Genomic DNA, 25,611 nt, shown 5'->3' with positions numbered 1-25,611 from the left:
GGCTTGGGGGTAGACAAGCGATGGTGGTGCAGCAGCACGGGCGCCCGGTGGCTTCGGCCGGGCAGGCGAGACGCGGGGCCGCCGCCGCGGGCGTCGTGGCCCTGCTCGCGCTCGTCAGCGGGTGCGGGGGCGGCGCCGAGGCCGGGGACCGGGGGCCCGATCCGGCCGTCGCGGTGCGTGGGGCGGCCGACCGGCTGATCCGCGAGGGCAGCTCCCAGGCCCGTACGTCCATGGAGATGGCGAGCGGCGGGACCCGCGTGACCATCCGCGGCACCGGTGTCTACGACTACCGGGCGGGGCTCGGCGAGCTGACGCTGCGGCTGCCGCGCGACCCGGCCGGCCAGGCGGAGCACCGGCCCATCACGGAACTGCTCGCGCCGGGCGCGCTGTTCATGAAGAACCGGGGCGCGGGCGTGCCCGCCGACAAGTGGGTGCGGGTGGACACGGCCGCGCTGCGCGACGGGAACCTGGTGACGGGCGGCGCCACCGACCCGCTCGCCGCCGCCGAACTGCTGCGCGGGGCGCGGGAAGTGACGTACGTCGGGGAGAGCGAGGTGGGCGGGGTGCGGACGCGGCACTACCGGGGCAGCCTCGACCTGGCCGCCGCGGCGCAGGCGGCGTCGGCGGCGAGCCGGGGGCCGCTGGGCGCGGCGGCGAAAGGGTTCGGCAGCCGGGCGGTGCCGTTCGACGCGTACCTCGACGAGGGCGGGCTGCTGCGTGAGGTACGTCACCGCTTCACCTACCGGGCCGGGCGCGAGGCGAAGCAGGTGGTCTCCGTCACGCGCTGGTACGGGTTCGGGCGGCGGGCCTCGGTGCGGCTGCCGGACAAGGGCGACATCTACGCCGGGAAGGTGGCCGGGAACTAGCGTGTCCTGACCCCCGGAAATGGTTCTTCCGTGCCATGTGCGCCCCCGTGTGCGCTCCCTACGCTGGAAGCCGCAGGCGGCTTCGAGGCGGAGGAAGGGGTGGAGGAACGTGGCTCCGGTGGGCACGGCGGTGCACGACCACGTCGCCCTCGCCGAGATCGAGCTGTGCGGTGAGCTGATCATCGCGGCGTCCGCCGTCTCGGGGGAGCGGCTGAGCGCCGACCGGATCGACGAGGTGCTGCGGGTCGCGGAGACGGCCCGCCCCGGCGACCGCGACGAGCGGCGCTGACCCGGGGCGGACGGCGCTGACCTGGGACTGACGGCGGGAGGGCGGGCCCGGGCCGGTCAGGTGCGGAGCATGCGGGCGATGGCCTTGGTGGCCTCCTCGACCTTCTCGTCGATCTCCGCGCCGCCCTTGAGGGCCGCGTCGGCGACGCAGTGCCGCAGGTGCTCCTCCAGGAGCTGGAGCGCGAAGGACTGGAGCGCCTTCGTGGAGGCGGACACCTGCGTGAGTATGTCGATGCAGTAGACGTCCTCGTCGACCATCCGCTGCAGGCCCCTGATCTGGCCCTCGATGCGGCGCAGACGCTTGAGGTGCTCGTCCTTCTGGTGGTGGTAGCCGTGGATGCCGCGGTCGTGGTCGGTCACGATCTCGGCCGTGGGCTCCGCCGGCGTGGCGTCCGTGGTCTCGGTGGTCATCGTGCCCGGCCTCCCGTTGTCATCTGTATACCCCCTGTGGGTATATGGTACCGGATTTCCCTCGGTAACAGGCGGTTCGCGGGACCCAGTGCTGATCACTGTGCCTGATGGGCGACACTGGGGGAACGCCGGTTAGCCGTGGCCGGATGATGCGCCTAGCATCAGCCTGACCGAATCCAAAGCACCCCGAGGACCCCACGTGCGCTTTCGTCTGACCCCCAGGGAGACGAGCTTCTACGACATGTTCGCCGCGTCCGCGGACAACATCGTCACGGGCTCGAAGCTCCTGATGGAACTGCTCGGGGCGGATTCCTCCGCCCGGGCCGAGATCGCGGAGCGGATGCGGGCAGCCGAACACGCCGGTGACGACGCCACCCACGCGATCTTCCACCAGCTCAACTCCTCGTTCATCACGCCCTTCGACCGCGAGGACATCTACAACCTCGCCTCGTCCCTCGACGACATCATGGACTTCATGGAGGAGGCCGTCGACCTCGTCGTCCTCTATCAGGTCGAGGAACTCCCCAAGGGCGTCGAGCAGCAGATCGAGGTCCTGGCCCGGGCGGCCGAGCTGACCGCCGAGGCCATGCCGAACCTGCGCACGATGGACAACCTCACCGAGTACTGGATCGAGGTCAACCGCCTGGAGAACCAGGCCGACCAGATCCACCGCAAGCTGCTCGCGACGCTCTTCAACGGCAAGTACGACGCCATCGAGGTGCTGAAGCTCAAGCAGATCGTCGATGTGCTGGAAGAGGCGGCCGACGCCTTCGAGCACGTGGCCAACACGGTGGAGACCATCGCCGTGAAGGAGTCCTGAGGCCGGCTCATGGACACCTTCACCCTGATCGTGACGATCGCCGTCGCGCTCGGATTCACGTACACGAACGGCTTCCACGACTCCGCGAACGCCATCGCCACCTCGGTCTCGACGCGGGCGCTGACCCCGCGGGCCGCGCTCGCCATGGCCGCCGTGATGAACCTCGCCGGTGCCTTCCTCGGCAGCGGCGTCGCCAAGACCGTCAGTGAGGGCATCATCGCGACGCCCGAGGGCGACAAGGGCATGGGCATCCTGTTCGCCGCCCTCGCAGGCGCGATCGTGTGGAACCTCATCACCTGGTATTTCGGGCTGCCCTCGTCGTCCTCGCACGCCTTGTTCGGCGGCATGGTCGGCGCGGCGCTCGCCGGTGGCACGACCGTGTACTGGTCCGGCGTCCTCGACAAGATCGTCATCCCGATGTTCACGTCGCCGGTGATCGGTCTCGTCGTCGGTTACCTCGTGATGACGCTCATCATGTGGCTGTTCCGGCGTTCCAACCCGCACAAGGCCAAGCGCGGTTTCCGTATCGCGCAGACCGTCTCGGCGGCCGGCATGGCGCTCGGCCACGGCCTCCAGGACGCGCAGAAGACGATGGGTATCGTCGTGATGGCGCTGGTCATCGGCGGTCACGAGACCTACAACGACCCGATCCCCGTCTGGGTCAAGATCGTGTGCGCGGTCATGCTCTCGCTCGGTACGTACGCGGGTGGCTGGCGGATCATGCGGACGCTCGGGCGCAAGATCATCGAGCTGGATCCGCCGCAGGGGTTCGCGGCGGAGACGACGGGGGCGTCGATCATGTTCGGGTCGGCGTTCCTGTTCCACGCGCCCATCTCCACGACGCATGTGATCACCTCGGCGATCATGGGTGTGGGGGCCACCAAGCGGGTGAACGCTGTCCGCTGGGGGGTCGCCAAGAACATCATCCTCGGGTGGTTCATCACGATGCCTGCGGCTGCGGTGGTCGCTGCGGCGTCCTACGGGGTTGTGTGGCTGGCGTTCGGGTGAGCGGCCTTTCCTTGACCTGAGGGTCGTCCTTGTCGCGGTCGCGTCTGCGGGGTTCCGCGTGGCGCGGCCGCGGCTTTTGTTGTGGCTGGTCGCGCAGTTCCCCGCGCCCCTTCGGGCGCTCAGTTAGCCGGGGCTGGGGGTGTGGAAAGGCCCGCCCCTTTTGGGGGCGGGCCTTTTGCCTCGTGGTGGCACCGCCATGCAGCACCACGAGGGGTCGGGGTCAGCCGAAGCGGCCGGAGATGTAGTCCTCCGTGGCCTGGACCGACGGGTTGGAGAAGATGCGTTCCGTCTCGTCGATCTCCACGAGCTTGCCGGGCTGGCCGACCGCCGCGAGGTTGAAGAACGCGGTGCGGTCGGAGACGCGGGCCGCCTGCTGCATGTTGTGCGTCACGATGACGATCGTGAAGCGTTCCTTCAGCTCGCCGATCAGGTCCTCGATGGCGAGGGTCGAGATCGGGTCGAGCGCGGAGCAGGGCTCGTCCATGAGCAGGACGTCCGGCTCGACCGCGATGGCGCGGGCGATGCACAGGCGCTGCTGCTGGCCGCCGGAGAGGCCCGAGCCGGGCTTGTTCAGGCGGTCCTTGACCTCGTTCCAGAGGTTGGCGCCCTTGAGGGACTTCTCGACGACGTCGTTCAGTTCGGACTTCTTGTACTTGCCGTTGAGCCGCAGGCCCGCCGCCACGTTGTCGAAGATCGACATGGTGGGGAAGGGGTTCGGGCGCTGGAAGACCATGCCGACCGTGCGGCGCACCGCGACGGGGTCGACGTGGGAGCCGTACAGGTCCTCGTCGTCGAGCAGGACCTTGCCCTCGACGCGGCCGCCGGGGGTGACCTCGTGCATGCGGTTGAGGGTGCGCAGGAACGTCGACTTGCCGCAGCCCGAGGGGCCGATGAAGGCCGTCACCGAGCGGGGCTCGACGGTCATGGAGATGTCGTCGATCGCCTTGTGGGACCCGTAGTAGGCGGTGAGTCCGCTTACGTCGATTCGCTTGGCCATAACTAGTTCACTACTTCCGGGGTCGAGTCGCTGATGCTTCTGGTTTGCCGCGTCAGCGGCTCGTCTTCGGAGCCTTCCAGCGGGCTATGCCGCGGGCCACGAGGTTGAGGATCATGATGAAGGCGATGAGGACCAGGGCCGCGGCCCAGGCGCGGTCGTACGCCGCCTGGCTGCCGCCGCTTCCCGCGTACTGCTGGTAGATGTACAGCGGCAGCGACGCCTGCGGGTCCTGGAACGGGTTGCCGTTGATCAGCGGGTTGCCGAAGACCAGCAGCAGCACCGGGGCGGTCTCGCCGGCGATGCGGGCGACGGCGAGCATGACGCCGGTCGTGATGCCGCCGATCGAGGTCGGCAGGACCACCTTGAGGATCGTGCGCCACTTCGGGACGCCGAGGGCGAGGGAGGCCTCGCGCAGCTCGTTCGGGACGAGCTTGAGCATCTCCTCGGTGGAGCGGACCACGACCGGGATCATCAGGATGGACAGCGCCATCGCGCCGGCGAAGCCGGAGTAGCCGAAGCCGAGGATGAGGATCCAGAAGGACAGGACGAACAGGCCCGCGACGATGGACGGGATGCCCGTCATGACGTCGACGAAGAAGGTGACGGCCTTGGCGAGCCGGCCCCGGCCGTACTCCACGAGGTAGATCGCGGTGAGCAGGCCGATCGGGACCGAGATCAGCGTGGCGAGGCCGACCTGCTCCAGCGTGCCGAGGATGGCGTGGTAGATGCCGCCGCCGGGCTCGTAACTGGTGACGAAGCCCATCGAGTGCGTCAGGAAGTACGGGTCGAGGACCTTGATGCCGCGCTGGACGGTCTCGTACACGAGGGACGCGAGCGGGACCACGGCGAGGATGAACGCGACCCAGACGACGCTGGTCGCCACGCGGTCCTTGGCCTGGCGTGTGCCCTCGACCTTCGCGGCGAGCGCGAAGGTGCCGGCGACGAACAGGAGCGCGGCCAGCAGGCCCCACTGGATCTTGCTGTGCAGGCCGGCGCCGAGGCCGATCGCGCAGCCGGCGGCGACCGAGCCGAGGGCGATGGCCCACGGGGACCAGCGCGGCAGGCGGGCGGCGCTCAGCGAGGAGGGGCGCTTGACGGGGGAGGCGTTCACGGCGTGGCTCATGCGTTGGCCCCCGAGTACTCCTTGCGGCGGGCGATGATCAGCCGGGCGGCGCCGTTGACCAGCAGGGTGATGACGAAGAGGACCAGACCCGAGGCGATCAGGGCGTCCCGGCCCTGGTCGTTGGCCTCGGAGAACTTCGCGGCGATGTTCTGCGCGAACGTGCCGCCGCCCGGGTCGAGCAGGCTCGTGTGGATCAGGAAGTCGGGGGAGAGGACCGTGGCGACGGCCATCGTCTCGCCGAGGGCGCGGCCGAGGCCGAGCATCGACGCGGAGATCACGCCCGAGCGGCCGAAGGGGATCACCGACATGCGGATGACCTCCCAGCGGGTGGCTCCGAGGGCGAGGGCCGCCTCCTGGTGCATCAGGGGGGCCTGCTTGAAGACCTCGCGGGAGACGTTCGTGATGATCGGCAGGATCATGATGGCCAGCAGCACGCCGACCGTGAGCAGGGTGCGCGGGGCGCCGCCCTGGTAGGAGAAGATCCCGGTCCAGCCGAAGTAGTCGTCGAGCCAGCTGAACAGGCCCTCCATGTGCGGCACCAGGAAGAGGGCGCCCCACAGGCCGTACACGATGGACGGTACGGCGGCCAGCAGGTCGATGACGTACGCGATGAGGCCGCCGAGCTTCTTCGGCGCGTAGTGCGTGAGGAACAGGGCGATGCCGACGGCGACCGGGACCGCGATGGCCATGGCGATGACCGAGGTGACGACCGTGCCGAAGGCGAGGACGGCGATGCCGAAGACGGGCGGGGTCGCGGTCGCGTTCCACTCGAAGGTGGTGAGGAAGTCGCCCTGGTTCTTGGAGAGGACCAGCGAGGCGCGGTAGGTGAGGAAGACCGCGATGGCGGCCATGATCACCAGGAGCAGGATGCCGGAGCCGCGCGACAGACCGAGGAAGATCCGGTCGCCGGGGCGGGTGGCGCCGCGCGCGGCGCGCTTGCTCTGAGCGGGCGTCGGGCGGTCCGTGGGCGCCGGTGGCGCGGGTGATTGCGTGGTTATGTCCATGAGGTTCTCCGGTCTGCGAAGCCCCCTGCCGGTCGGGCGTACGGGCTTCTGGCGGCGGTGCACCGGACGGTGCGGGCCACCCCGGCTCGGGGTGGCCCGCACACTGGGCTAGCTGATGCTGGCGACGGTCTCGCGGACCTTGCTGTTGATCTCGGTGGGGATCGGGGCGTAGCCGAGCTCGGCGAGCGCGGCCTGGCCCTCCTGCGAGGCGGTGTACGTCAGGAAGGACTTGGTGGCGGCCAGGGTGTCGGCCTTGTTGCCCTTGTCGCAGACGATCTCGTACGTGACGAGGGTGATCGGGTAGGCGCCGTCGGCCTTGGTGGCGTAGTTCAGCTCGAGGGCGAGGTCCTTGCCCGAGCCGACGATCTTGGCGTCGGCGATGGCCTTGGACGCGTTGTCCGTGGTGGCCTTGACCGGGGCGGAGGCGCCGGTGTCGATGTCGACCGTCTTCAGGCCGTCCTTGGCGTAGGACAGCTCGACGTACGTGATCGAGCCGGAGGTCTGCTTGACCTGCTGGGCGAGGCCGGAGGAGCCCTGCGCGGACTGGCCGCCCTTGGCCTGCCACGCCTTACCGCCCTCGTACTTCCAGTCCGCCGGGGCGGTGGCCTTGAGGTACTTGGTGAAGTTGTCGGTGGTGCCCGACTCGTCCGAGCGGTGGAACGCCTGGATCTTCGTGGACGGCAGCTTCGCGTCCGGGTTCAGCTTCTTGATCGCCGGGTCGTTCCACTTGGTGATCTTCGAGTCGAAGATCTGGGCCAGCGTCTTGCCGTCCAGGACGAGGTTGTCGACGCCCTCGACGTTGTACGCGACGGCGATCGGGCCGCCGACCATCGGCAGGTCGATGCCCTGGCCGCCCTTGCAGACCTTCTTGGAGGCGGTGACCTCTTCGGGCTTGAGCGCCGAGTCGGAGCCGGCGAAGGCGACCTGGCCCTGGTTGAACGCGGTGACACCGGCGCCGGAACCGTCGGGCTTGTAGTTGATCTGGACGCCCGAGCAGGCCTGCGAGTACGCCTTGCGCCAGGCCTCGATGGCGTTGGCCTGGGCGGAGGAACCGATGCCGAGGAGCTGGCCCTTGGCGTCGTCGCACTTGATGTTCTTGGCGTTCGCCGAGGCGGAGGCGTTGTTGCCGCTGCCGTTGTCGCCCGTGTTGTCGGAGCCGCACGCCGTGAGGGCCAGGGCGCCGGAGACGGCGAGAGCGCCGAGGGAGAGGGCGCGGAGCCGGTTCTTGCGCTGAAGCTTCACCTTCGGATGTTCCTTCCAGGAGCCGCCGGCCTCTTCGTCTTCTGTGGCGGCGTGCGAAGTCTGCGGATGTATCGGGTGAACGGAGAGGCTCGTCGCCGGGGGGTTTCCCGGGGCCGGGGCTCACCGCGTAAGGCCGAAATTAGGCAGATCAGGTGAAGCGGCCGATGGGCATGAGTGAACGGAGGGTGAACCTCAGCGGGCGGTGCGGTGAGGTCACGGAGCGGTCACGTGACGTCGCGTTCGGGAGGCGCCCGCGGGGGCTTCGGCAGGGGCTTGGCAGAGGCTTCGGCAGGGGCGTGATCAGGCCGGGCGCAGGGCGTCGAGCAGCGCGTCGACGAGCTCCCGGTCGCGGGGCCGGGTCAGGCGGGCGCGGGCCCGGTCGGGCGACAGCCACAGCAGGCGGTCCACCTCGTGGTTCGGGGTGAAGGCGCCCGCGCCGGCCTGGGCGGCCCAGTACTCCACCTGCTTGAGCCGCCCGCCGGTGACATAGCGGACGGTCGGCAGGGCCGTGCCGGGCAGGCAGGTGTGGCCGGTCTCCTCGCGGACCTCGCGCAGCGCGCCGGACAGCGCGTCCTCGCCGCGCTTCAGCTTGCCCTTGGGGTGCGACCAGTCGTCGTACTTGGGCCTGTGCACGAGGCAGACCTCGATGCCGCCGCCGGCCGCGCGGCGCCACAGCACGCAGCCCGCCGCGCGGACGAGGTGGTCGTCGGCCCGCTCGTCGGCCCGGTGGCCGGCCTGGTCGTCGGCCCGGCTCATGGCGCGGGCACCGCCTCCCGCTGCCAGGCCGCCGTGAACGCCTCGCGGGCCGCCTGCACCTGGTGGCGCTGGTCGGCGTGGAGGACGCCGAGCGCGTACGCCGTGGCGGGCGCGATGCGCGGGGTGCGGGCCGCGTGGGCGGCGGCGGAGGCGGCCTCGGCGGCGTCCCGGTGCGCGTTCAGGGCGTGCGCGGCCTCCGTCAGGCGCAGGCCGTCGGCGGGCGGGCCGTCGGCGGCGACCTCCTGCGCGTACCGGTGCAGCCGCAGCAGCAGCCGTACGTGGTGCCAGGGCGTGTCCGCGTCCGCGTTGTACGGGTGGCCGGGGGTGTGGCGCAGGGCGGCCACCGCCTCGTCCAGCCGCGCCGCGGCGGCCGCGGCGAGCTTGGCCGGAGCCACGTCCGCGGGCGCCAGCGGGACCTCGCTGGCCAGCACGGCGACCTGGTCGGCGACCGCGTGGAACCGGCCGCTGCCCAGCGCCTGGAGCGCCGTGCTGTGCGCCCGCGTCTTGGCGAGCGTGAGCTGCCGCTCCAGCAGGGCCGCGGCCTTGGCGGCGCCGAGCGCGAGGCCCGCCGCGCCGGGCGCCTGCTGCGGCAGCCGGCCCGTGCCGCGCCCGGCGGGGGCGGCCGTCAGCCGCTGGAGCGCGTCCGCGAGCCGCTCCAGCCGGTCCCCGTACGCGTGTTCCTGCGCGAGCGTGCCGGACAGCCAGGCCAGCTCGGGGCGGAGCGCGTCCGACCACTCCGCGTCCAGCAGCGGGCGGAACGTGTGCAGGGTGCCGCTGATGCGGCGGCTGGCCCGGCGCAGGGCGCGGGCCGCCGCCGCGGTCTCGGCGACGTCGGTGCCGGCGCCGCTCTCGCGGTGCCGGCGCAGCGAGCGCAGGAAGTCGGTCGCCTGGGCCCGCAGATAGGACCCGAGCACGTCGTGCCGCTCGGCGGTGGTCTCAAGGTGTCGCTGTGCCACGCCGGCGCCTCCGGGCGTCAATGAGCATCTCCTGAACGTTGCGCAGGGGGCGCCCGTCCGCGTCCGCGGCGTGCCGGGTCCAGTTGCCGTCCGGGCCCAGGTGCCAGGACGAGGTGGAGTCGGACATCCCCGTTTCGAGCAGCCGGTTCAGGGCCGCCCGGTGGGCCGGGTCCTCGACGCGGACCAGGGCCTCGATCCGGCGGTCGAGGTTGCGGTGCATCATGTCGGCGCTGCCGATCCACACCTCCGGCTCGCCGCCGTTGCCGAAGGCGAAGACCCGGGAGTGTTCGAGGAAGCGGCCGAGGACCGAACGGACCCGGATGTTCTCCGACAGGCCCGTGACGCCCGGCCGTACGGCGCAGATCCCGCGCACCCACACATCCACCGGCACGCCCGCCCGCGACGCCCGGTACAGGGCGTCGATGACGGCCTCGTCGACCATCGAGTTCACCTTGATACGGACGTAGGCGGGGCGGCCCGCGCGGTGGTGCTGGACCTCCTTCTCGATCCGCGTCACGAGGCCCGTACGCAGGGACTTCGGCGCGACGAGGAGGCGGCGGTAGGTCTCGCGGCGGCTGTACCCCGACAGCCGGTTGAACAGGTCGGACAGGTCGGCGCCGACCTCCTGGTTCGCGGTCAGCAGGCCGAGGTCCTCGTACAGCCGGGCCGTCTTCGGGTGGTAGTTGCCGGTGCCGACGTGGCTGTAGCGGACCAGGGCGTCGCCCTCCTGGCGCACCACCAGCGACAGCTTGCAGTGCGTCTTCAGGCCGACCAGGCCGTACACGACGTGGCAGCCGGCCTCCTCCAGCTTGCGGGCCCACTTGATGTTGGCCTGCTCGTCGAAGCGGGCCTTGATCTCGACGAGGACCAGGACCTGCTTGCCGGCCTCCGCCGCCTCTATCAGCGCGTCCACGATCGGGGAGTCGCCCGAGGTGCGGTACAGCGTCTGCTTGATCGCCAGGACGTCCGGGTCCTGCGCCGCCTGCTCCAGGAACGCCTGGACGGACGTGGAGAACGAGTCGTACGGGTGGTGCAGCAGCACGTCGTGATTGCGCAGCGCGGCGAAGATGTCGGGCGCCGACGCGGACTCCACCTCGGCGAGGTCGCGGTGGGTGCCCGCCACGAACTTGGGGTACTTCAGCTCCGGCCGGTCGAGACCCGCTATGGCGAACAGGCCGGTCAGGTCCAGCGGGCCGGGCAGCGGATAGACCTCCGCCTCGCTGACCTTCAGCTCCCGTACGAGAAGGCTGAGGACCTCCGAGTCGATGGTCTCCTCGACCTCCAGGCGCACCGGCGGGCCGAAGCGGCGCCGCATCAGCTCCTTCTCCAGCGCCTTCAGGAGGTTCTCCGCGTCGTCCTCCTCTACCTCCAGGTCCTCGTTGCGCGTGACGCGGAACATGTGGTGTTCCTCGATCGTCATGCCCGGGAACAGCTCGCCCAGGTGCCGGGGCGCGGAGATCACGTCCTCGATCGGCACATAGCGCTGCGGGGACGCCTCCAGGAAGCGGGAGAGCAGTGGCGGGACCTTCACCCGGGCGAAGTGGCGGTGGCCGCTGACCGGGTTGCTGACGACGACCGCGAGGTTCAGGGACAGGCCCGAGATGTACGGGAAGGGGTGCGCGGGGTCGACGGCCAGCGGGGTCAGCACCGGGAAGATCTGCTGCATGAACAGCGTGTACAGCCGGGCCTGCTCCTTGTCGGTCAGCTCGTTCCAGCGCACGACGTGGATGCCCTCGTCGGCGAGTCCGGGGGCGACCTCGTCCTGGTAGCAGGCGGCGTGCCGGGCCATCAGCTCGCGCGAGCGGTTCCAGATCAGCTCCAGGACCTCGCGGGGCTGGAGGCCTGAGGCCGAACGGGTGGCGACGCCGGTGGCGATGCGGCGCTTGAGGCCGGCGACGCGGACCATGAAGAACTCGTCCAGGTTCGACGCGAAGATCGCCAGGAAGTTCGCGCGCTCCAGGAGCGGGGTGTCCGGGTCCTCGGCCAGCTCCAGGACCCGCTCGTTGAACGCCAGCCAGCTTCGCTCGCGGTCCAGGAAGCGGCCCTGCGGCAGCTCCGCGCCGTCCTCGAGCGGGTCGTAGCCGTCCTCGTAGTCGTCCGGGTCGGCGTCGATGTCCGCGACGATGCCGCCGAGCTTGCTGCCGAAGTCCGCGGGGGCCACCGGGTGCGGGCGGTGCGCCGTGAGCGAGCCGACGGAGGGCTGCGGCGCGGGGTTGTCCTGGGCCGGCTTGTCCTGGGCGGGCCTGTCCTGGGCCGGCTTGCCCTGAGTCGGCTTGTCCGGGGTGGTGGCGGGGGTGGCCTGCGTGGGCTCGGCGGCGGCTGCGGCTGCGTTCGGCTGGCTCATGACCCCATTGTTCCGTGAGGGGGCGGGGCGGGGCGCGCCGACGCGGGCCGCGGCCGCTGCCGCTCGGGGCTGGGGGTCGGGCGCGGGGGGGTGCATTCCGTGAGGGTGGCAAGGTCGTCTGAATCCGTGGTTACGGGTACATGACGTGCCGGTGGCCTCCGGCTTGGGGCGGGATTTTTGGTTCCGGGGTTGGTCGGGGCCCCTGGGGGCGGGTTCTTCGTCTGACGGTCGCGTCGTGGCTGGTCGCGCAGTTCCTCGCGCCCCTGGGGGGTTCTCCGGGTGAGGTCCGCTGACCTGAACGTTGCGCAGTTCCCCGCGCCCCTGGGGAGTTTTCCGGGTGAGGTCCGCTGGCCTGGACGTTGCGCAGTTCCCCGCGCCCCTGAGGAGCGGGGCTGCGCCCCAGCTCCCCAGGGGAGGAGGTGGCGACGCAGTCGCCCCTCCAGGGGCGCGGGGAACTGCGCGACCAGCCCCCACCGGCCGGTGGATGGTCGACTGCCTAGGGGCGCGGGGAACTGCGCGAGACGCCCCACCGGGCCGCAGGTGGTCGACTGCCCAGGGGCGCGGGGAACTGCGTGATCGGGGCGTCTCGTGGTCAGCGGGCGGCTTTGCGGCCCAGGACGCGGAACGCCAGGAGCGTGATGGCGCCCGTCACTCCGAGGAGGAGCGCCGTTTCGGCCAGTTGGAGGGGCCAGAAGTGGGAGAGGGGGTGGTACTCGCGGTAGTAGCCCGTGATGTTGTCCTCGGTGAGGCAGGCTCGGTCCCCGGCACAGATCGGGTCCGAGACATGCGCACCGGAGCCGGTCACCGCCCCCTCGTCGAGGAGCGCGCCGGTGAAGCCGGGATAGCCCTCCTTGAGGCTGCCGAGGACGGTCTTCGTGGGCCACAGGCGCAGGTGGACGGCGTCGATGAACCCCGTGAGGACGACCATCGCGCCGAGCGAGACACCCGCGCTCGCCAGCGGACGGCGCACGAGGAACGCCGTGAGCGTGCCCACCGCGAGCCCGAGCAGCGGCAGCGCGATCAGCACCGGGCCGAGCCGGTCGAAGGTGCCGGAGCCGAGGAACCACTGGTTGACGGGGAGCTGCGGGGTCCGCGCGGCGACGGCCCGGCGCAGCAGGAGCAGCACGGCCGTACCGGCGGTGAGCGCGAGCGCGGGCAGGGCCAGCTTGGTGGCGAGCCAGCGCGCGGGGGAGACGGACTGGGTCCAGGCGAGATGCGCGGTGCCGCGATCGAGTTCGCCGCCGATGAGCGTGCCGGCGGCGAACACCGCGACGGCGGCCGGCAGCAGCGCCAGGAAGGTGTCGGCGCTCATCAGCACGTAGTGGTACGTGCCCGCGCCCGGGCCGTCCGCCGTGCAGGAGTTGACGACCCCGGGCACGCAGTGGCCGGTGATGTGCAGGGCGGAGGCGCCCGGCCCCCAGGCCCACAGGAGCACGCCCGAGACGAGGACCACGTACGCGGTCCACAGCCACAGGGCGCCCCGGTGCAGACGCAGGACCGAGCGGGTCAGGCCCGCCGTGGGGGAAAGGGTGAGCGTGGCCATGGTTCAGGCTCCCTTGACGGGCTGGTGACGGCGGATCACCAGGTACGCGGCGACGACGGCGAGCGCGGTGAGGCCGAGCAGGACGCCGGTCTCGGTGAGCTGGCGGGGCCAGAAGTCGGGGGAGGGCAGGTAGTGCCGGTCGAAGCCGGTGATGTCGTGCCGGTCGAGGCAGCGCCGGGTCAGGCACTCCGGGTCGGTGATCTCGGCGCCGGTGGAGGTGACGGCCTTGCTGTGCACCGGGAGTTCGGGCTGCTGGTACAGGCCCTGGAACGGCCAGGAGTTGGCGCGGAAGAGGCCGATGAGGGCCTGGACGCCCCCGGCGAGGACGACGGCGGGCAGCGTGCGCCGGATCAGGAGCGCGGCGAGGACGCCGAAGGCGAGCCCGAACAGGGCGTCGGCCACGGTCGCCGGGCCGATGGAGAAGACGAAGTCGCGCGGTCCGATGCCGGCCACGAGGAGATGGCCGCGGGCGTGGAACACCGCCCAGTACAGGGTGACGACGAGGGCCGAGCCGACGGCGACGCACAGCGCGGGCAGCGCCAGCTTGGCGGTGAGCCAGCGGGTCGGCGTCACCGACTGCGTCCAGGCCAGCTTGACCGTGCCCAGTTCGAACTCACGGGAGATCAGCGGCCCGGCGGCGAACACGGCGACGGCGACGGCGATGATCCGGGTCAGCGTCAGCGGCTCGTAGAAGAGGGTGTCGAAGGAGCTGCCGACGAACGGCAGGAACGCGGCGGCGCCCCGGTAGGCGTCGTCGTGGGCGCCGTAGTAGCCGAAGGAGGCGAACGCGGCGCGGGCCGACGAGGAGCCGGGGCCCCACAGCCACAGCAGCAGGCCCGCGCTGAGCGCCACGTACGCCACCCAGATCCACAGGGCGGTGCGGTGCAGGCGCAGGACGGTCCACACGAGGCCGTCGGCGCCGGGCAGGGTGCGGCGCACCGGGGTCGTCGCGGGGGTCTTGTCGAGGGTCGGGGCGCTCACGCGGTCACCGCCGTCCGGTCGGCGCGGACGGCCGTGCTCGGGGTGAGCAGGGCGGGCGCGTCGGGGGAGCGCAGATGGGCCAGGAGCAGTTCCTCCAGGGAGGGTTCCTGGACCTGCCAGCCCTCGCCGACCGGCCCGTCGCGGCGGATCAGGGCGGTGACCCCGCGGCCGGAGGCGCGGGACTCGACGACGGTGTGCCCGGCGAGGTCGCCGCGCCCGGTGACGAGGCTGTGCGCGCCGATCAGGTCGTCGATGCCGCCGCCGAGGCGGATGCGGCCGTCGCCGAGGAGCAGCAGGTGGTCGCAGGCGTCGGCCAGCTCGGCGACGATGTGCGAGGACATCAGGACGGTCGTGCCGTGCTCGGCGGCGTCGGCCATCAGGGTGCCCATCAGCTCGTGCCGGGCGAGCGGGTCGAGGTCGGCCATCGGCTCGTCCAGGAGCATCAGCTCGGGCCGCTTGCCGAGGGCGAGGGCGAGCGCGACGCGGGTGCGCTGCCCGCCGGAGAGCGCCCGGACGCGGGTCTTCGGGTCGAGGGAGCCCTGCTCCACGATGCCCGCCGCGTACGCCGCGTCCCAGCGGCCGGGGTTCAGCTCGGCGCCCATGCGCAGGGTGTCCGCGATGGTCAACTGCGGGTACAGCGGCTTGTCCTGGGAGAGGTAGGACACCTTGGCGCGGTGGACGCCGGGGGCGGCGCCGAGCACCTCGACGCGGCCGGTGCCGGGCCGCAGCAGGCCCGCCGCGATCGACAGCAGCGTCGACTTGCCGGCGCCGTTGGGCCCGACGAGCGCGCTGATCCGGCCCGCGGGCAGCCGGAAGGAGCAGCCGTCGAGGGCCGCCGTGCCGTGCCGTCCGTAGCGCTTGCCGAGGCCGGTCGCCTCGATGGCCGTGCTCATGCGTTCCCCTTGGTGGTGGTGCTGTAGTGGGCTTCCAGGGCGCCCGCGAACAGGGCGGCGACGTCCTCGCGGTCGAGGCCGGCCTCCCGCGCGCGGCGCGCCCAGTCGTCCAGTTCGATGCTCAGTGGCGAGCCGGCGGCGGCGGAGCCGAGCGTCTTGCGCACGAAGGTGCCAAGCCCCCGGCGGGCCTCGACGAGCCCGGAGCGCTCCAGCTCGCGGTACGCCTTGAGCACCGTGTTCGGGTTGATGGCGGTGGCCTCGACGACCTCGCGGGCCGTCGGCAGCTTGTCGCCGGGCTCCAGCAGACCCAGGCGCAGGGCCTGCTCGGTCTGGTGGACGATCTGGACGTAGGTGGCGACGCCGCTGTGGCGGTCGATACGGAACTCGATCACCGGCTCATGCTCGGCCACAGGCTCACCCCCCTTTCACTAATCAAGTAGTGAAAGGGTGATGCAAGAGAGGGGGTCACGTCAAGCGACGCGACCCCCTCCTGGAGAAAACGCAGGTCAGACCGGGTGCGGTCAGGACTCCGTGCGGTACATCAGGTCCGTCTCGTACGTGGTGAAACCCATCCGCTCGTACACGCTGACCGCCGCCTTGTTGTCGGCGTCCACGTAGAGCATCGCCGTCGGCAGGCCGGCCGCCGCCAGATGGCGCAGGCCCGTCGCCGTGAGCGCCTTGCCGAGCCCGCCGCCCTGCCGGCCCGGGGCGACACCGACCACGTACACCTCGCCGATCCGCTCCTGCGCGTGCACCTTCGTCCAGTGGAAGCCGACCAGCTCCTCGCCCCGGAACGCGAGGAAGAAGCCCGCCGGGTCGAACCACGGCTCCGCCCTGCGGTCGTCCAGGTCGCGCTGGGTCAGCGCGCCCTGCTCGGGGTGGTGCGCGAACGCCGCCGCGTTGACCGCGAGCCACGCCGCGTCGTCCTGCCCCGGCACGAACGTCCGTACGCGCACGCCCTCGGGCAGCACCGGCTCCGGCAGCGGCGGCCCGTCCAGCGGGCGGCGCATCTGGCGCAGCTCACGAAAGAGCGTCAGACCGAGGACCTGCGCGAGATGGCGCGCCGCGCTGTGCCCGCCGTGCGCCCACACCCGCAGCCGCTTGCCCGACGCCGCGAGCAGCGCCGCGCCGAGCGCCCGCCCGTGCCCCCGCCCGCGCAGCCCGGGCCGCACGACCAGCTCGGCGGCCGGCGCCTCCACCGGGTCGGTGTCCTCCAACTGCGCGTACCCGGCCAGTTCCCCGTCGACGCTCAGCAGCAGATGCGTGATGCCCTCGCGCTCGCCGCCGCGCAACTGGAGCCTGCCCTGCTCCGAGACGGCCTGCTGGCCGTCCGTCCGGGCGGCCTCGGACAGCAGCGCGAGCACCTCGGCGGACTGCTCGGCGGACAGGGCGCTCAGGGTGTCGATCCGGCGGCCCGGGGCGGTCGGGCCGGTGGCGGTGGCGGGGTCCGTGGTCATGGCTACGAGGGTACGGCGCGGCCCCCGCCCCGGGACGGCAACCAGCTCGTAACCACCGAACCCCTGTCGCGCTACGCGCGTTGACCTTAGGCTTCCCGCGTCACCGCAGCCCGCAGCGACCTCCTAGGGGACACCCATGCCCGTACGCAAGAACCGACCCGGACGCCGGCTCAGAGCCGCCCTCGCCGCCGCGGCGACCCTGACCACCGCGGGCGCGCTCGTCGCCGCCCTGCCGGCCGGGGCCGCGCCCGCCAAGGACCAGAGCCACGGCCGGTACCAGGACGTGCAGTTGCTGTCCTTCAACGACTTCCACGGCAACCTGGAGCCCCCGGCCGGTTCCTCCGGGCAGGTCACCGAGGTTCAGCCGGACGGTACGCAGAAGAAGATCGACGCCGGCGGTGTCGAGTACCTGGCGACCTCCCTGCGCAACGCGCGCGCGGGTCACGCGTACAGCGTGACGGCCGCCGCCGGTGACCTCGTCGGCGCGAGCCCGCTGCTGTCGGGCCTCTTCCACGACGAGCCGACCGTGGAGGCGATGAACAAGCTGGACCTGGACGTCACCTCCGTCGGCAACCACGAGTTCGACGAGGGCGCCAAGGAGCTGGCCCGCCTGCAGAACGGCGGCTGCCACCCCACCGACGGCTGCTACGACAAGAGCCGCGGCTTCCAGGGCGCCGACTACCCCTACCTCGCGGCCAACGTGACGGACGAGAAGACCGGCAAGCCGATCCTCAAGCCGTACTGGGTGTGGGAGCACAAGGGCGTCAAGATCGGCTTCATCGGCGTCACGCTCGAAGGCACCCCGGACATCGTCTCCGCGGACGGCGTCAAGGGCCTGAAGTTCCACGACGAGATCGAGACGGTCAACAAGTACGCGGACATCCTCGACAAGCAGGGCGTGAAGTCCATCGTCACGCTCATCCACGAGGGCGGCCTGCCCGCGTCCGGCGCCTACAACTACGACTGCGACGCGAACGGCGGCGGCTCCGGCGTCTCCGGCCCGATCGTCGACATCGCCAAGGGCATCACGCCGAAGGTCGACGCGCTCGTCACCGGCCACACGCACAACGCGTACGTGTGCACGATCCCCGACCCGTCCGGCAAGCCCCGCATGGTCACCTCGGCGTCCTCGTACGGGAAGCTGTTCACGGACACCTCGCTGACGTACGACCGCGCCACCAAGGACATCGTCCGCACCTCGGTGAAGTCCGCGAACCATGTCGTGTCGCGCACGCAGCCCAAGGCCGCCGACATGACGGACCTCATCGGCCGCTGGAACAAGCTGGCCGCGCCGGTGGCGAACCAGCCCGTCGGCTACATCTCCGGTGACATCCCCGGCCGCGGCGCCGGTACGCCCGAGGAGCCGCTCGGCGACCTCATCGCCGACGCCCAGCTCGCGCACGGCAAGTCCCTCGACCCGAAGACCAGCCTCGCCCTGATGAACCCGGGCGGGGTCCGCTCCGACCTCGTGTACAAGGCGAGCGGCAGCGAGGGCGACGGCGTCGTCACCTACGGCGAGGCGTTCGCCGTGCAGCCCTTCAGCAACACCGTCAACCTCGTGGACCTGACCGGCGCCCAGCTCATCCAGGGTCTCCAGCAGCAGGTCAGCGGCCCCAACGCGGCGTCCCCGAAGATCCTCCAGCCCTCGCAGGGCCTCACGTACACGCTCGACATGACGAAGTCCGGCGCGGCCCGCGTCCTCGTCGACACGATCCGCCTGAACGGCGCGCCCCTCGACCCGGCCGCCACCTACCGCGTCGCCATGAACGTCTTCCTCGCGGGCGGCGGCGACGGCTTCACGGCGCTCGGGCAGGGCAAGAACCCGCTGGTCGGCGCCGACGACCTCAAGGCGTTCAACGACTACCTGACCGCCAACTCCTCGGCGCAGAACCCGATCGCGCCGCCGAAGGCGGACCGCATCACGATCGTGAAGTGACCCGCGCGCCCACCGGCGTGAAGTAGCGCACGTGCGCCGCGCCCCGGGGCGCGGCGGGCGGTGGCCTACGGTTGGACTCCGGTCCAGCCGTGGGCCACTTGTCGTTCACCTAGTCGTTCACCGGGTGAACAGCGGTGCCGCTGTGGCCAGTTGTGAAGGTTGTTTGCCTGAAGGGTGGGGGTGTGTGGTGGAATCACCCGATGCGTACCCCCCACCGCATAGCCAACGACCGCATACCGTCTGATGGTTGGCCGCCGGAATCGGTTCCACCACCCGCGCCCGGCCGCCCCAGCCCCTACGACGAACTGGCCGCCCTCGCCGGCAACCCCCTGGACGACGTGCTGCGCGAGGACCCCGGCGGGCCCGAGCCGGAGGAGGACTGGGCACCGCCCAACCACCGGCGCGGCAGCCGCCGCCGCAACCGCTTCGCCGGGCTGTCCGTGCTCGCCAAGGGCGTCGTCGCCCTCCTCGTCCTCGCCGCGTTCCTCACCCTCGGCGACCGCTGGGCCGTCCTGTACGCCGAACACCGCACCGCCCAGCAGCTCAAGAAGCAGTTGAAGCTGACGGCCGCGCCCGAGGTGGAGATCGCCGGGTTCCCGTTCCTGACGCAGCTCGCGGACCGGCGCGTGGACGAGATGCGGATCACCGTGCCGGACGTCGCCGCCGACCGCGTCACCCTCGCCAAGATCCAGGCCACCGCCCGCGACGTCCGTATCCACGGCTCGGGCCCCACCGACGTCACCGGCGCCTCCGCGACCCGGATGGACGGCGAGGTGCTGCTCAGCTTCGCCGACATGAACCGCGAACTCGGCGCCTCCCAGGTCACGTTCACCGGCCACGGCCGTGACCGGGTCCTCGCGCGCGGCACGCTGCCCGTCGCCGGGCACGACGTGAAGGTCCGCGCCGACGCCACCATCCGGCGACTCGGCGCGACCGGTGTCGCCACCGACATCGACGGCATGCGCCTGGACATCGGCGACCTCGCCACCTACCGCCCCGGCACGGGACCCCGCGACGGCCTCCACCTCACCCGCAAGTCCGTCGCCCGGCTGACCGCCGAGGCGGACAAGGCCCGCCGTCTGCTCTCCGTCCCCGCGCTCGTCCACCGCGCCGGAGTACCCGACAGCGCCGTACGGCAGGCGCTGCGCAGCGACGCGCGGCTCAGCGAGGTCACCGGGGCGCCCCGGTTCGTGAAGTCGCTCATGGGCATGAACCTCGTGGACATCGCCCTCGACCACCCCTGGCTCCTGAAGCGGCTCGGCCTCGACCCGGCGCTCCTGTCGGGCCTGACCCGGCTCACCCGCCCCCAGCTCGCCGACCGCCTCTCCCTCTCGTTCCGCCTGCCGAAGCTCCCCGGCGACAGCGGGTACGTACGGCTGCGGGACGTGCGCGTCGAGAAGGACGGCATCCGCGTCGACCTCTCCGGCGCGGGCCTCGGCTTCGGCCGCTAGGGCCTGTACCGAAAGACAGACCCTAGGGCTGCTCCTCCTCCGGGCCGGGCGGGGTCGTCGCCGCCCCCGGGAGGTCCGGGGGCGGGGTCGGGGCGCCCGGCAGGGAGAGCGTGGCGAGGGTGCCGCCGCCGTCCGCCGCCGCGAGCGCCACCTCGCCGCCGTACGCGTGCACGGTCCGCGCCACGATCGACAGACCGAGCCCCGACCCCGGCAGCGCGCGGGCCGTCGGGGAGCGCCAGAACCGGTCGAAGACGTACGGCAGTTCGTCCTCGGCCACCCCCGGCCCGTGGTCCCGTACCGTCAGCGTGCCGCGCATCAGCGCGACCTCGACCGTGCCGCGCGGCGGGCTGAACTTCACCGCGTTGTCCAGCAGGTTCACGATCGCCCGCTCCAGCGCCGCCGGCTCGGCCCGCACGTACCAGGGCGCCAGATCGGCCTCGATCGTCAGCTCCGGGCCGCGCAGCCGGGCCCGCTCCACCGCGCTGCGGACCGTGTCGTGCAGCGCGACCACCTTCAGCGGGCCCTCGCTGCCGGTCAGGCCCGGCCGGGACAGCTCCTGGAGGTCGCCGATGAGCGCCGCCAGCTCCGTCATCTGCGCTTTCAGGGACGCCATCAGCGCCTTGCGGTCCTCCGGCGGGATCGCGCGGCCGGTCTCCTCGCTGCGGGTGAGCAGTTCGATGTTGGTGCGCAGCGAGGTCAGCGGCGTACGCAGCTCATGGCCCGCGTCCGCGATGAGCTGCTGCTGGAGGTCGCGGGAGGAGGCCAGCGAGGCGGTCATGGTGTTGAACGACGCGGACAGCCGCGCGATCTCGTCGTCGCCGGCCACCGGGATGCGCACGGTCAGATCCTCGGTACGGGCGATGTGCTCGACGGCGTCGGTGAGTTCGTCGACGGGACGCAGCCCGGTCCGCGCGATCCACAGCCCGGCCGCGCCCGCGCCGACCACCCCGAGCCCGCCGACCAGCAGCAGCACCCACGCCAGGGACGTCAGCGGCTTGGTCACCTCCGTCAGCGGGCTGGCGATGGACACCGCGAGGGGCAGCCGGTTGCGGTGCTGGTCGAGCGCGGGCAGCGTCACCACGCGCATGGACGTGCCGTCCGCGTCGACGGTCGTGTGCTCGGCGCCGTCGCTCGTGCCGCCCGCCACCGTCACGTCCGAGGGCTGCACCGGGATACGGGCGTCGCCGGGGGAGGTGCACGCCCGGCCGTCCGTGTCGATGATCTGCACGGTCGGGCCGGGGAAGCCCTGCGCCCCTGCCCCGAGCACGGCACCGCAGTTGGCGCGGATGTAGTCGAGCTGCGCCGGAGTGATCGCCGACGCCTCGGTACGCAGCTTCTGGTCGAGCTGCGAGTAGAGCTGCGCCCGCGTCAGATACCAGCAGGTCACCGCGACCGCCGCGACCGCCGCCGCCACCGCGACCGCCACCAGCAGCGCGATCCGGGAGCGCAGCGGCAGGCCCCGCAGTCGGCGCAGCAGTCCGCGCGGGCCGCTCACTCCGCCCCGCCGGAGCGCAGCACGTACCCCACGCCCCGCACGGTGTGCACGAGCCGGGGCTCGCCGCCCGCCTCGGTCTTGCGGCGCAGATACATCACGTACACGTCCAGGGAGTTGGACGACGGCTCGAAGTCGAAGCCCCACACGGCCTTGAGGATCTGCTCGCGGGTGAGGACCTGGCGCGGGTGGGCGAGGAACATCTCCAGGAGCGTGAACTCGGTGCGGGTCAGCTCGACCGTGCGCGCGCCGCGCGTCACCTCGCGGGTCGCCAGGTTCATCCGCAGGTCCGCGAAGGCCAGCACGTCCGCGTCGTCGGCGGCCTCGCGCGCCGCCGCGTACGAGCTGCGCCGCAGCAGCGCCCGCACCCGGGCGAACAGCTCGTCCAGCTCGAACGGCTTCACGAGGTAGTCGTCGGCGCCCGCGTCGAGGCCGGTGACGCGGTCGCCGACCGTGTCGCGCGCGGTGAGCATCAGGATCGGCGTCGTCGAGCCCGTCGCCCGCATCCGGCGGGCCGCCGTCAGGCCGTCCATGCGCGGCATCTGGATGTCGAGGACGACGAGGTCGGGCCGGTGCGCGGCCACCTGCTCCAGCGCGTCCGCGCCGTCGACGGCGACCTCGGTGGCGTACCCCTCGAAGGCGAGGGAGCGCTGGAGCGCCTCCCGTACGGCGGGCTCGTCGTCGACGATGAGGATGCGGTGCCGGTCGTCGCGGTCGCTCTCGGCGGGGCTCATGGGCTGCGGTTCCTAGGAGTGAGGTGGGGCCGGGGGTCGCCTCTCAGCGTCGCACGGCGGGGCGGCGGGCGCGTGCGGCGGCGGCCGTGTCAGCTTCCGGTGCCGCCCGCGCGCAGCGTGGCGAGGTCGGCCTTGACGGTGTTCACCGGGATGGCGAAGCCGAGCCCGACGCTGCCCGCGTCCGACGAGGAGGACTGCGAACTGGACGAGTACATCGCGGAGTTGATCCCGATGATGTTGCCGTTCATGTCGATGAGGGCGCCGCCGGAGTTGCCCGGGTTGAGCGAGGCGTCGGTCTGGATGGCCTTGTACGTGGTCTTGGACGAGCCCGTGTCGCCGTTGAACTGCCGGCCGCCGAACTCGAACGGCCACAGCCCGTCGCCGCCGCCCTGCTGTTGCTGCTGCTGTCCCTGGTCGGTGGAGACGGTGACGTCGCGGTCGAGCGCGGAGACGATGCCGCTGGTGACGGTGCCGGTCAGGCCCTCGGGCGAGCCGATGGCGACGACCTGGTCACCGACCTTCACGCCGGAGGAGTCGCCGAGGGTGGCCGCCTTGAGGCCGGCGGCGCCGCGCAGCTTGAGCAGCGCCAGGTCCTTCTTGGCGTCGGTGCCGACGACCTCGGCGGAGTACGCCTTGCCGTCGCTCGTGCGGACCTTCACCGAGGAGGCGCCGGAGACCACGTGGTTGTTGGTGACGACCTCGCCGCCGCTGGTGACGATCACGCCCGAGCCGGTCGAGGCGCCGTCCGCGAGGGAGGCGTCCACCTGCACGATCGAGGGGCTGACGGCCTGGGCGACCCCGGCGATCGTGCCCTTCTTGCTGCTGGGCACGACATCGGTGCTGGTGGAGCTGGACGCCGTGGAGTGCTGCGACCCGGCCAGCTCCTGGATGCCGTACGCGGTGGCGCCGCCGACCGCCGCCGCGGCCACCGCGACCGCCGCGATCAGCCCGGCCGGCCCGCGCAGCCGCCGCCGCTTCGGCCCGTGGGCGGCCGGCCCCGGCTCGTAGGGCGGCGGGGGCGGGAAGGCACCGCCTCCGCTGTAAGAGGGCTGCGGGGCGGTGTCGGCGTGCGCGGGGTACGCGGCGGGCGCCGGGGACTCGGGGTACCCGGGGTGCGCCGGGTACGCGGGGTGCGCGGGGTGCTCGGGCTTGTCGCCGCCACGGCGGTGGGTCTCGGTCATGGCACCCAGCGTGTGTCGGGTACATGAGAACTGCCTGAGTGCCCGCTGAGAAGCCCGGCAGAAGCCTGTTTGCCCGATATAAAGACGCGACTGAAGACGCGGCCCGGCGCCTCGGGGGAGGCGACCGGGCGGTCCCGTACGGGAAAGGGGCGGCCATGCGGTCCCGTACGGGAAGGGCGGCGGAAGACGTCAGGCGCAGCCGCAGGACTGGCGGACCACCAGGCGCGAGGGGAACAGCTTGAGGCGCTCGCGCCGCGACCCCGCGACCCGCAGCCCGTCGTCCAGGACCAGATCGACGGCGGCCCGCGCCATCGCGGAGCGGTCCGAGGCGACCGTGGTGAGCGGCGGATCGGTCAGCCCCGCCTCCTTCACGTCGTCGAACCCGGCGACGGCCAGCTCGCCCGGCACGTCGATGCGCAGCTCCCGCGCGGCCCGCAGCACACCGATGGCCTGGTCGTCGGTCGAGCAGAAGATCGCGGGCGGCCGGTCAGGGCCCGCGAGCAGCCCGAGCGCCACCTGGTACGCGTCGTAGCGGTTGTACGGGGCTTCGAACAGGCGGCCCTCGGTGGACCTGCCGGCCTCCCGCATCGCGCGCCGCCAGCCCTCGACGTGGTCGGAGACGGGGTCGCCGACGGAGGGCGTCTCGGCGGTGCCGCCGAGGCAGGCCACGTACGCGTACCCGTGTTCCAGGAGGTGGCGGGTGGCGAGCTGGGCGCCGCCGAGGTCGTCGGTGACGACGGCGACGTCGTCGATGGCCTCGGGCCGCTCGTGCAGCAGCACGATCCGCGCGTCCCACGCCTCGATCTCACCGGCCGCGTGGTCGTTCAGGCCGTGCGAGACGAGGATCAGCCCGGAGACCCGCATGCCGAGGAACGCGCGCAGATAGTGCACCTCGCGGTCGGCCACGTAGTCCGAGTTGCCGACGAGGACCATCTTGCCGCGCTCGGACGCCGCCTGTTCCACCGCGTGCGCCATCTCCGCGAAGAACGGCTGCCGCGAGTCCGGCACGATCATGCCTATGAGGTCGGTGCGGCGGGACGCCATGGCCTGCGCGACCCGGTCCGGCCGGTACCCCAGCTCCTTGATCGCGGCGAGTACGCGCTCGCGCGTGGCCGGGGCGACCGGCCGGGGTCCGTTGTTGATCACGTAGGACACGACGGCGGTCGAAGTACCCGCCAGTCGCGCGACGTCATCCCGAGTCACCTTGGCCACGCGCGGAGTCTACGCGGATGGAACCGCTCGTGGGCAGGGTGTTCGTATCGTTACCGGCCCCGCGTCCGGCGCCCGCGCCAGGGTCTTTCCTTCGGATCAGGCCGCGACCCCGGCATGATCCGAAGGAGAGGCCCTACCGCTTCGCGGGGGCCGGCGCGTCGGCCTCCGCCCGCTCGGCGCCCTTGCCTTCGGCGGCCTTGCGCTCCGCCTGCTTCTCGGGCTTCTCGGGCTTCTCCGGGGTGACGAAGCGGTAGCCGACGTTGCGTACGGTGCCGATCAGCGACTCGTGCTCGGGGCCGAGCTTCGCGCGCAGCCGCCGTACGTGCACGTCCACGGTCCGGGTGCCGCCGAAGTAGTCGTAGCCCCACACCTCCTGGAGCAGCTGGGCGCGGGTGAACACGCGGCCCGGGTGCTGCGCCAGGTACTTCAGGAGCTCGAACTCCTTGAAGGTGAGGTCGAGGACGCGGCCCTTGAGCTTCGCGCTGTAGGTCGCCTCGTCCACCGACAGGTCGCCGTTGCGGATCTCCATCGGGGAGTCGTCGGCGACGATCTGCTGGCGGCCCATCGCCAGCCGCAGCCGCGCCTCCACCTCCGCGGGGCCCGCCGTGTCGAGCAGGACGTCGTCGATGCCCCAGTCGGCGGTGACGGCGGCGAGACCGCCCTCGGTGACGACGAGCACCAGCGGGGCGCCGAGGCCCGTCGAGCGCAGGAGCTGGCACAGGCTGCGCACCTGCGGCAGATCGCGGCGGCCGTCCACCAGGATCACGTCCGCGCCGGGGGTGTCGACGAGCGCGGGGCCTTCCGCGGGCGCCACCCGCACGTTGTGCAGGAGCAGGCCGAGCGCGGGAAGCACCTCCGCCGACGGCTGAAGAGCGTTGGTCAGGAGCAGCAGCGAGCTCATCGCGCACCACCTGCT

The 25,611-nt window shown here is 72.1% G+C and carries 24 protein-coding genes; 6 read left to right on the top strand and 18 right to left on the bottom strand.

The window, feature by feature from the left end; translation table 11 throughout:
* Positions 1-20 precede the first annotated feature (20 nt).
* The gene (locus ACZ7LY_RS30960) at positions 21-866 is read left to right on the top strand and encodes an SCO4651 family lipoprotein (RefSeq protein ID WP_471628059.1); all 846 of its coding nucleotides are present in this window, start codon (positions 21-23) and stop codon (positions 864-866) included.
* Between the two features lie 109 nt (positions 867-975).
* Positions 976-1,155, top strand: coding sequence for a hypothetical protein (locus tag ACZ7LY_RS30955; RefSeq protein ID WP_471628058.1), 180 nt, complete (start codon positions 976-978; stop codon positions 1,153-1,155).
* Positions 1,156-1,211: 56 nt separating this feature from the next.
* Here the strand turns inward: ACZ7LY_RS30955 and ACZ7LY_RS30950 are convergent, their stop codons facing one another.
* Positions 1,212-1,565 (bottom strand): metal-sensitive transcriptional regulator, encoded by a 354-nt coding sequence (locus ACZ7LY_RS30950; protein ID WP_471628057.1) that lies wholly within the window; start codon positions 1,563-1,565, stop codon positions 1,212-1,214.
* A 199-nt stretch (positions 1,566-1,764) separates the two neighbouring features.
* On the opposite strand from ACZ7LY_RS30950, the gene ACZ7LY_RS30945 reads away from it, so the two are divergent.
* Positions 1,765-2,385, top strand: a complete 621-nt coding sequence (locus ACZ7LY_RS30945; protein ID WP_111665497.1) for a DUF47 domain-containing protein — start codon at positions 1,765-1,767, stop codon at positions 2,383-2,385.
* 9 nt (positions 2,386-2,394) lie between these two features.
* Complete coding sequence (locus ACZ7LY_RS30940) at positions 2,395-3,393, top strand: inorganic phosphate transporter (RefSeq protein WP_471628056.1); 999 nt, start codon at positions 2,395-2,397, stop codon at positions 3,391-3,393.
* Positions 3,394-3,613: 220 nt separating this feature from the next.
* On the opposite strand, the gene pstB is transcribed toward ACZ7LY_RS30940, so the two are convergent.
* The 12 genes from pstB to mshD form a co-directional block, all read right to left on the bottom strand.
* Complete coding sequence (gene pstB / locus ACZ7LY_RS30935; protein WP_471628055.1) at positions 3,614-4,390, bottom strand: phosphate ABC transporter ATP-binding protein PstB; 777 nt, start codon at positions 4,388-4,390, stop codon at positions 3,614-3,616.
* A 52-nt stretch (positions 4,391-4,442) separates the two neighbouring features.
* A complete protein-coding gene (gene pstA / locus ACZ7LY_RS30930) occupies positions 4,443-5,513 on the bottom strand; it encodes a phosphate ABC transporter permease PstA (RefSeq protein WP_471628054.1) in 1,071 nt (356 codons plus the stop codon).
* Positions 5,510-6,517 (bottom strand): phosphate ABC transporter permease subunit PstC, encoded by a 1,008-nt coding sequence (gene pstC / locus ACZ7LY_RS30925; protein WP_471628053.1) that lies wholly within the window; start codon positions 6,515-6,517, stop codon positions 5,510-5,512. Before pstC ends, pstA begins: the two co-directional genes overlap by 4 nt.
* A gap of 108 nt (positions 6,518-6,625) precedes the next feature.
* A complete protein-coding gene (pstS, locus tag ACZ7LY_RS30920; protein ID WP_471628052.1) occupies positions 6,626-7,759 on the bottom strand; it encodes a phosphate ABC transporter substrate-binding protein PstS in 1,134 nt (377 codons plus the stop codon).
* A 300-nt stretch (positions 7,760-8,059) separates the two neighbouring features.
* On the bottom strand, positions 8,060-8,515 hold the full coding sequence (locus ACZ7LY_RS30915) for an NUDIX hydrolase (RefSeq protein WP_471628051.1): 456 nt from the start codon (positions 8,513-8,515) through the stop codon (positions 8,060-8,062).
* Positions 8,512-9,471 (bottom strand): CHAD domain-containing protein, encoded by a 960-nt coding sequence (locus ACZ7LY_RS30910; RefSeq protein ID WP_471628050.1) that lies wholly within the window; start codon positions 9,469-9,471, stop codon positions 8,512-8,514. Before ACZ7LY_RS30910 ends, ACZ7LY_RS30915 begins: the two co-directional genes overlap by 4 nt.
* A complete protein-coding gene (locus tag ACZ7LY_RS30905; protein ID WP_471628049.1) occupies positions 9,452-11,815 on the bottom strand; it encodes an RNA degradosome polyphosphate kinase in 2,364 nt (787 codons plus the stop codon). The genes ACZ7LY_RS30910 and ACZ7LY_RS30905 overlap by 20 nt, the downstream gene beginning before the upstream one ends.
* Before the next feature lie 592 nt (positions 11,816-12,407).
* Positions 12,408-13,358 (bottom strand): hypothetical protein, encoded by a 951-nt coding sequence (locus ACZ7LY_RS30900; RefSeq protein WP_471628048.1) that lies wholly within the window; start codon positions 13,356-13,358, stop codon positions 12,408-12,410.
* A 3-nt stretch (positions 13,359-13,361) separates the two neighbouring features.
* Positions 13,362-14,339: a hypothetical protein gene (locus ACZ7LY_RS30895; RefSeq protein WP_471628047.1), complete on the bottom strand. Its 978-nt coding sequence runs from the start codon at positions 14,337-14,339 to the stop codon at positions 13,362-13,364.
* On the bottom strand, positions 14,336-15,232 hold the full coding sequence (locus ACZ7LY_RS30890; RefSeq protein ID WP_471628046.1) for an ABC transporter ATP-binding protein: 897 nt from the start codon (positions 15,230-15,232) through the stop codon (positions 14,336-14,338). The genes ACZ7LY_RS30895 and ACZ7LY_RS30890 overlap by 4 nt, the downstream gene beginning before the upstream one ends.
* Positions 15,229-15,624, bottom strand: coding sequence for a GntR family transcriptional regulator (locus tag ACZ7LY_RS30885; RefSeq protein ID WP_471628068.1), 396 nt, complete (start codon positions 15,622-15,624; stop codon positions 15,229-15,231). Before ACZ7LY_RS30885 ends, ACZ7LY_RS30890 begins: the two co-directional genes overlap by 4 nt.
* Before the next feature lie 129 nt (positions 15,625-15,753).
* Positions 15,754-16,689 (bottom strand): mycothiol synthase, encoded by a 936-nt coding sequence (gene mshD / locus ACZ7LY_RS30880; protein WP_471628045.1) that lies wholly within the window; start codon positions 16,687-16,689, stop codon positions 15,754-15,756.
* A 136-nt stretch (positions 16,690-16,825) separates the two neighbouring features.
* Here mshD and ACZ7LY_RS30875 point away from each other — a divergent pair, with 136 nt between their 5' ends.
* Positions 16,826-18,625 (top strand): bifunctional metallophosphatase/5'-nucleotidase, encoded by a 1,800-nt coding sequence (locus ACZ7LY_RS30875; protein ID WP_471628044.1) that lies wholly within the window; start codon positions 16,826-16,828, stop codon positions 18,623-18,625.
* Positions 18,626-18,825: 200 nt separating this feature from the next.
* The gene (locus ACZ7LY_RS30870; protein WP_471628043.1) at positions 18,826-20,076 is read left to right on the top strand and encodes an LmeA family phospholipid-binding protein; all 1,251 of its coding nucleotides are present in this window, start codon (positions 18,826-18,828) and stop codon (positions 20,074-20,076) included.
* 22 nt (positions 20,077-20,098) lie between these two features.
* Here ACZ7LY_RS30870 and ACZ7LY_RS30865 read toward each other — a convergent pair whose 3' ends face one another.
* The 5 genes from ACZ7LY_RS30865 to ACZ7LY_RS30845 form a co-directional block, all read right to left on the bottom strand.
* On the bottom strand, positions 20,099-21,571 hold the full coding sequence (locus ACZ7LY_RS30865) for a sensor histidine kinase (protein ID WP_471628042.1): 1,473 nt from the start codon (positions 21,569-21,571) through the stop codon (positions 20,099-20,101).
* Positions 21,568-22,302: a response regulator transcription factor gene (locus ACZ7LY_RS30860; RefSeq protein ID WP_471628041.1), complete on the bottom strand. Its 735-nt coding sequence runs from the start codon at positions 22,300-22,302 to the stop codon at positions 21,568-21,570. Before ACZ7LY_RS30860 ends, ACZ7LY_RS30865 begins: the two co-directional genes overlap by 4 nt.
* Before the next feature lie 89 nt (positions 22,303-22,391).
* The gene (locus ACZ7LY_RS30855) at positions 22,392-23,483 is read right to left on the bottom strand and encodes a S1C family serine protease (RefSeq protein ID WP_471628040.1); all 1,092 of its coding nucleotides are present in this window, start codon (positions 23,481-23,483) and stop codon (positions 22,392-22,394) included.
* 189 nt (positions 23,484-23,672) lie between these two features.
* Positions 23,673-24,695 carry a LacI family DNA-binding transcriptional regulator gene (locus ACZ7LY_RS30850; RefSeq protein WP_471628039.1) on the bottom strand — a complete coding sequence of 341 codons (1,023 nt, stop codon included), beginning with the start codon at positions 24,693-24,695 and terminating at the stop codon, positions 23,673-23,675.
* Between the two features lie 133 nt (positions 24,696-24,828).
* A complete protein-coding gene (locus ACZ7LY_RS30845; protein ID WP_471628038.1) occupies positions 24,829-25,596 on the bottom strand; it encodes a winged helix-turn-helix transcriptional regulator in 768 nt (255 codons plus the stop codon).
* Positions 25,597-25,611: the final 15 nt, after the last annotated feature.

The sequence above is a fragment of the Streptomyces sp. NPDC107550 genome (assembly GCF_055639095.1).
Note: the sequence above shows the minus strand (reverse complement) of the source record. Positions and strands in the feature narration are given on the sequence as shown.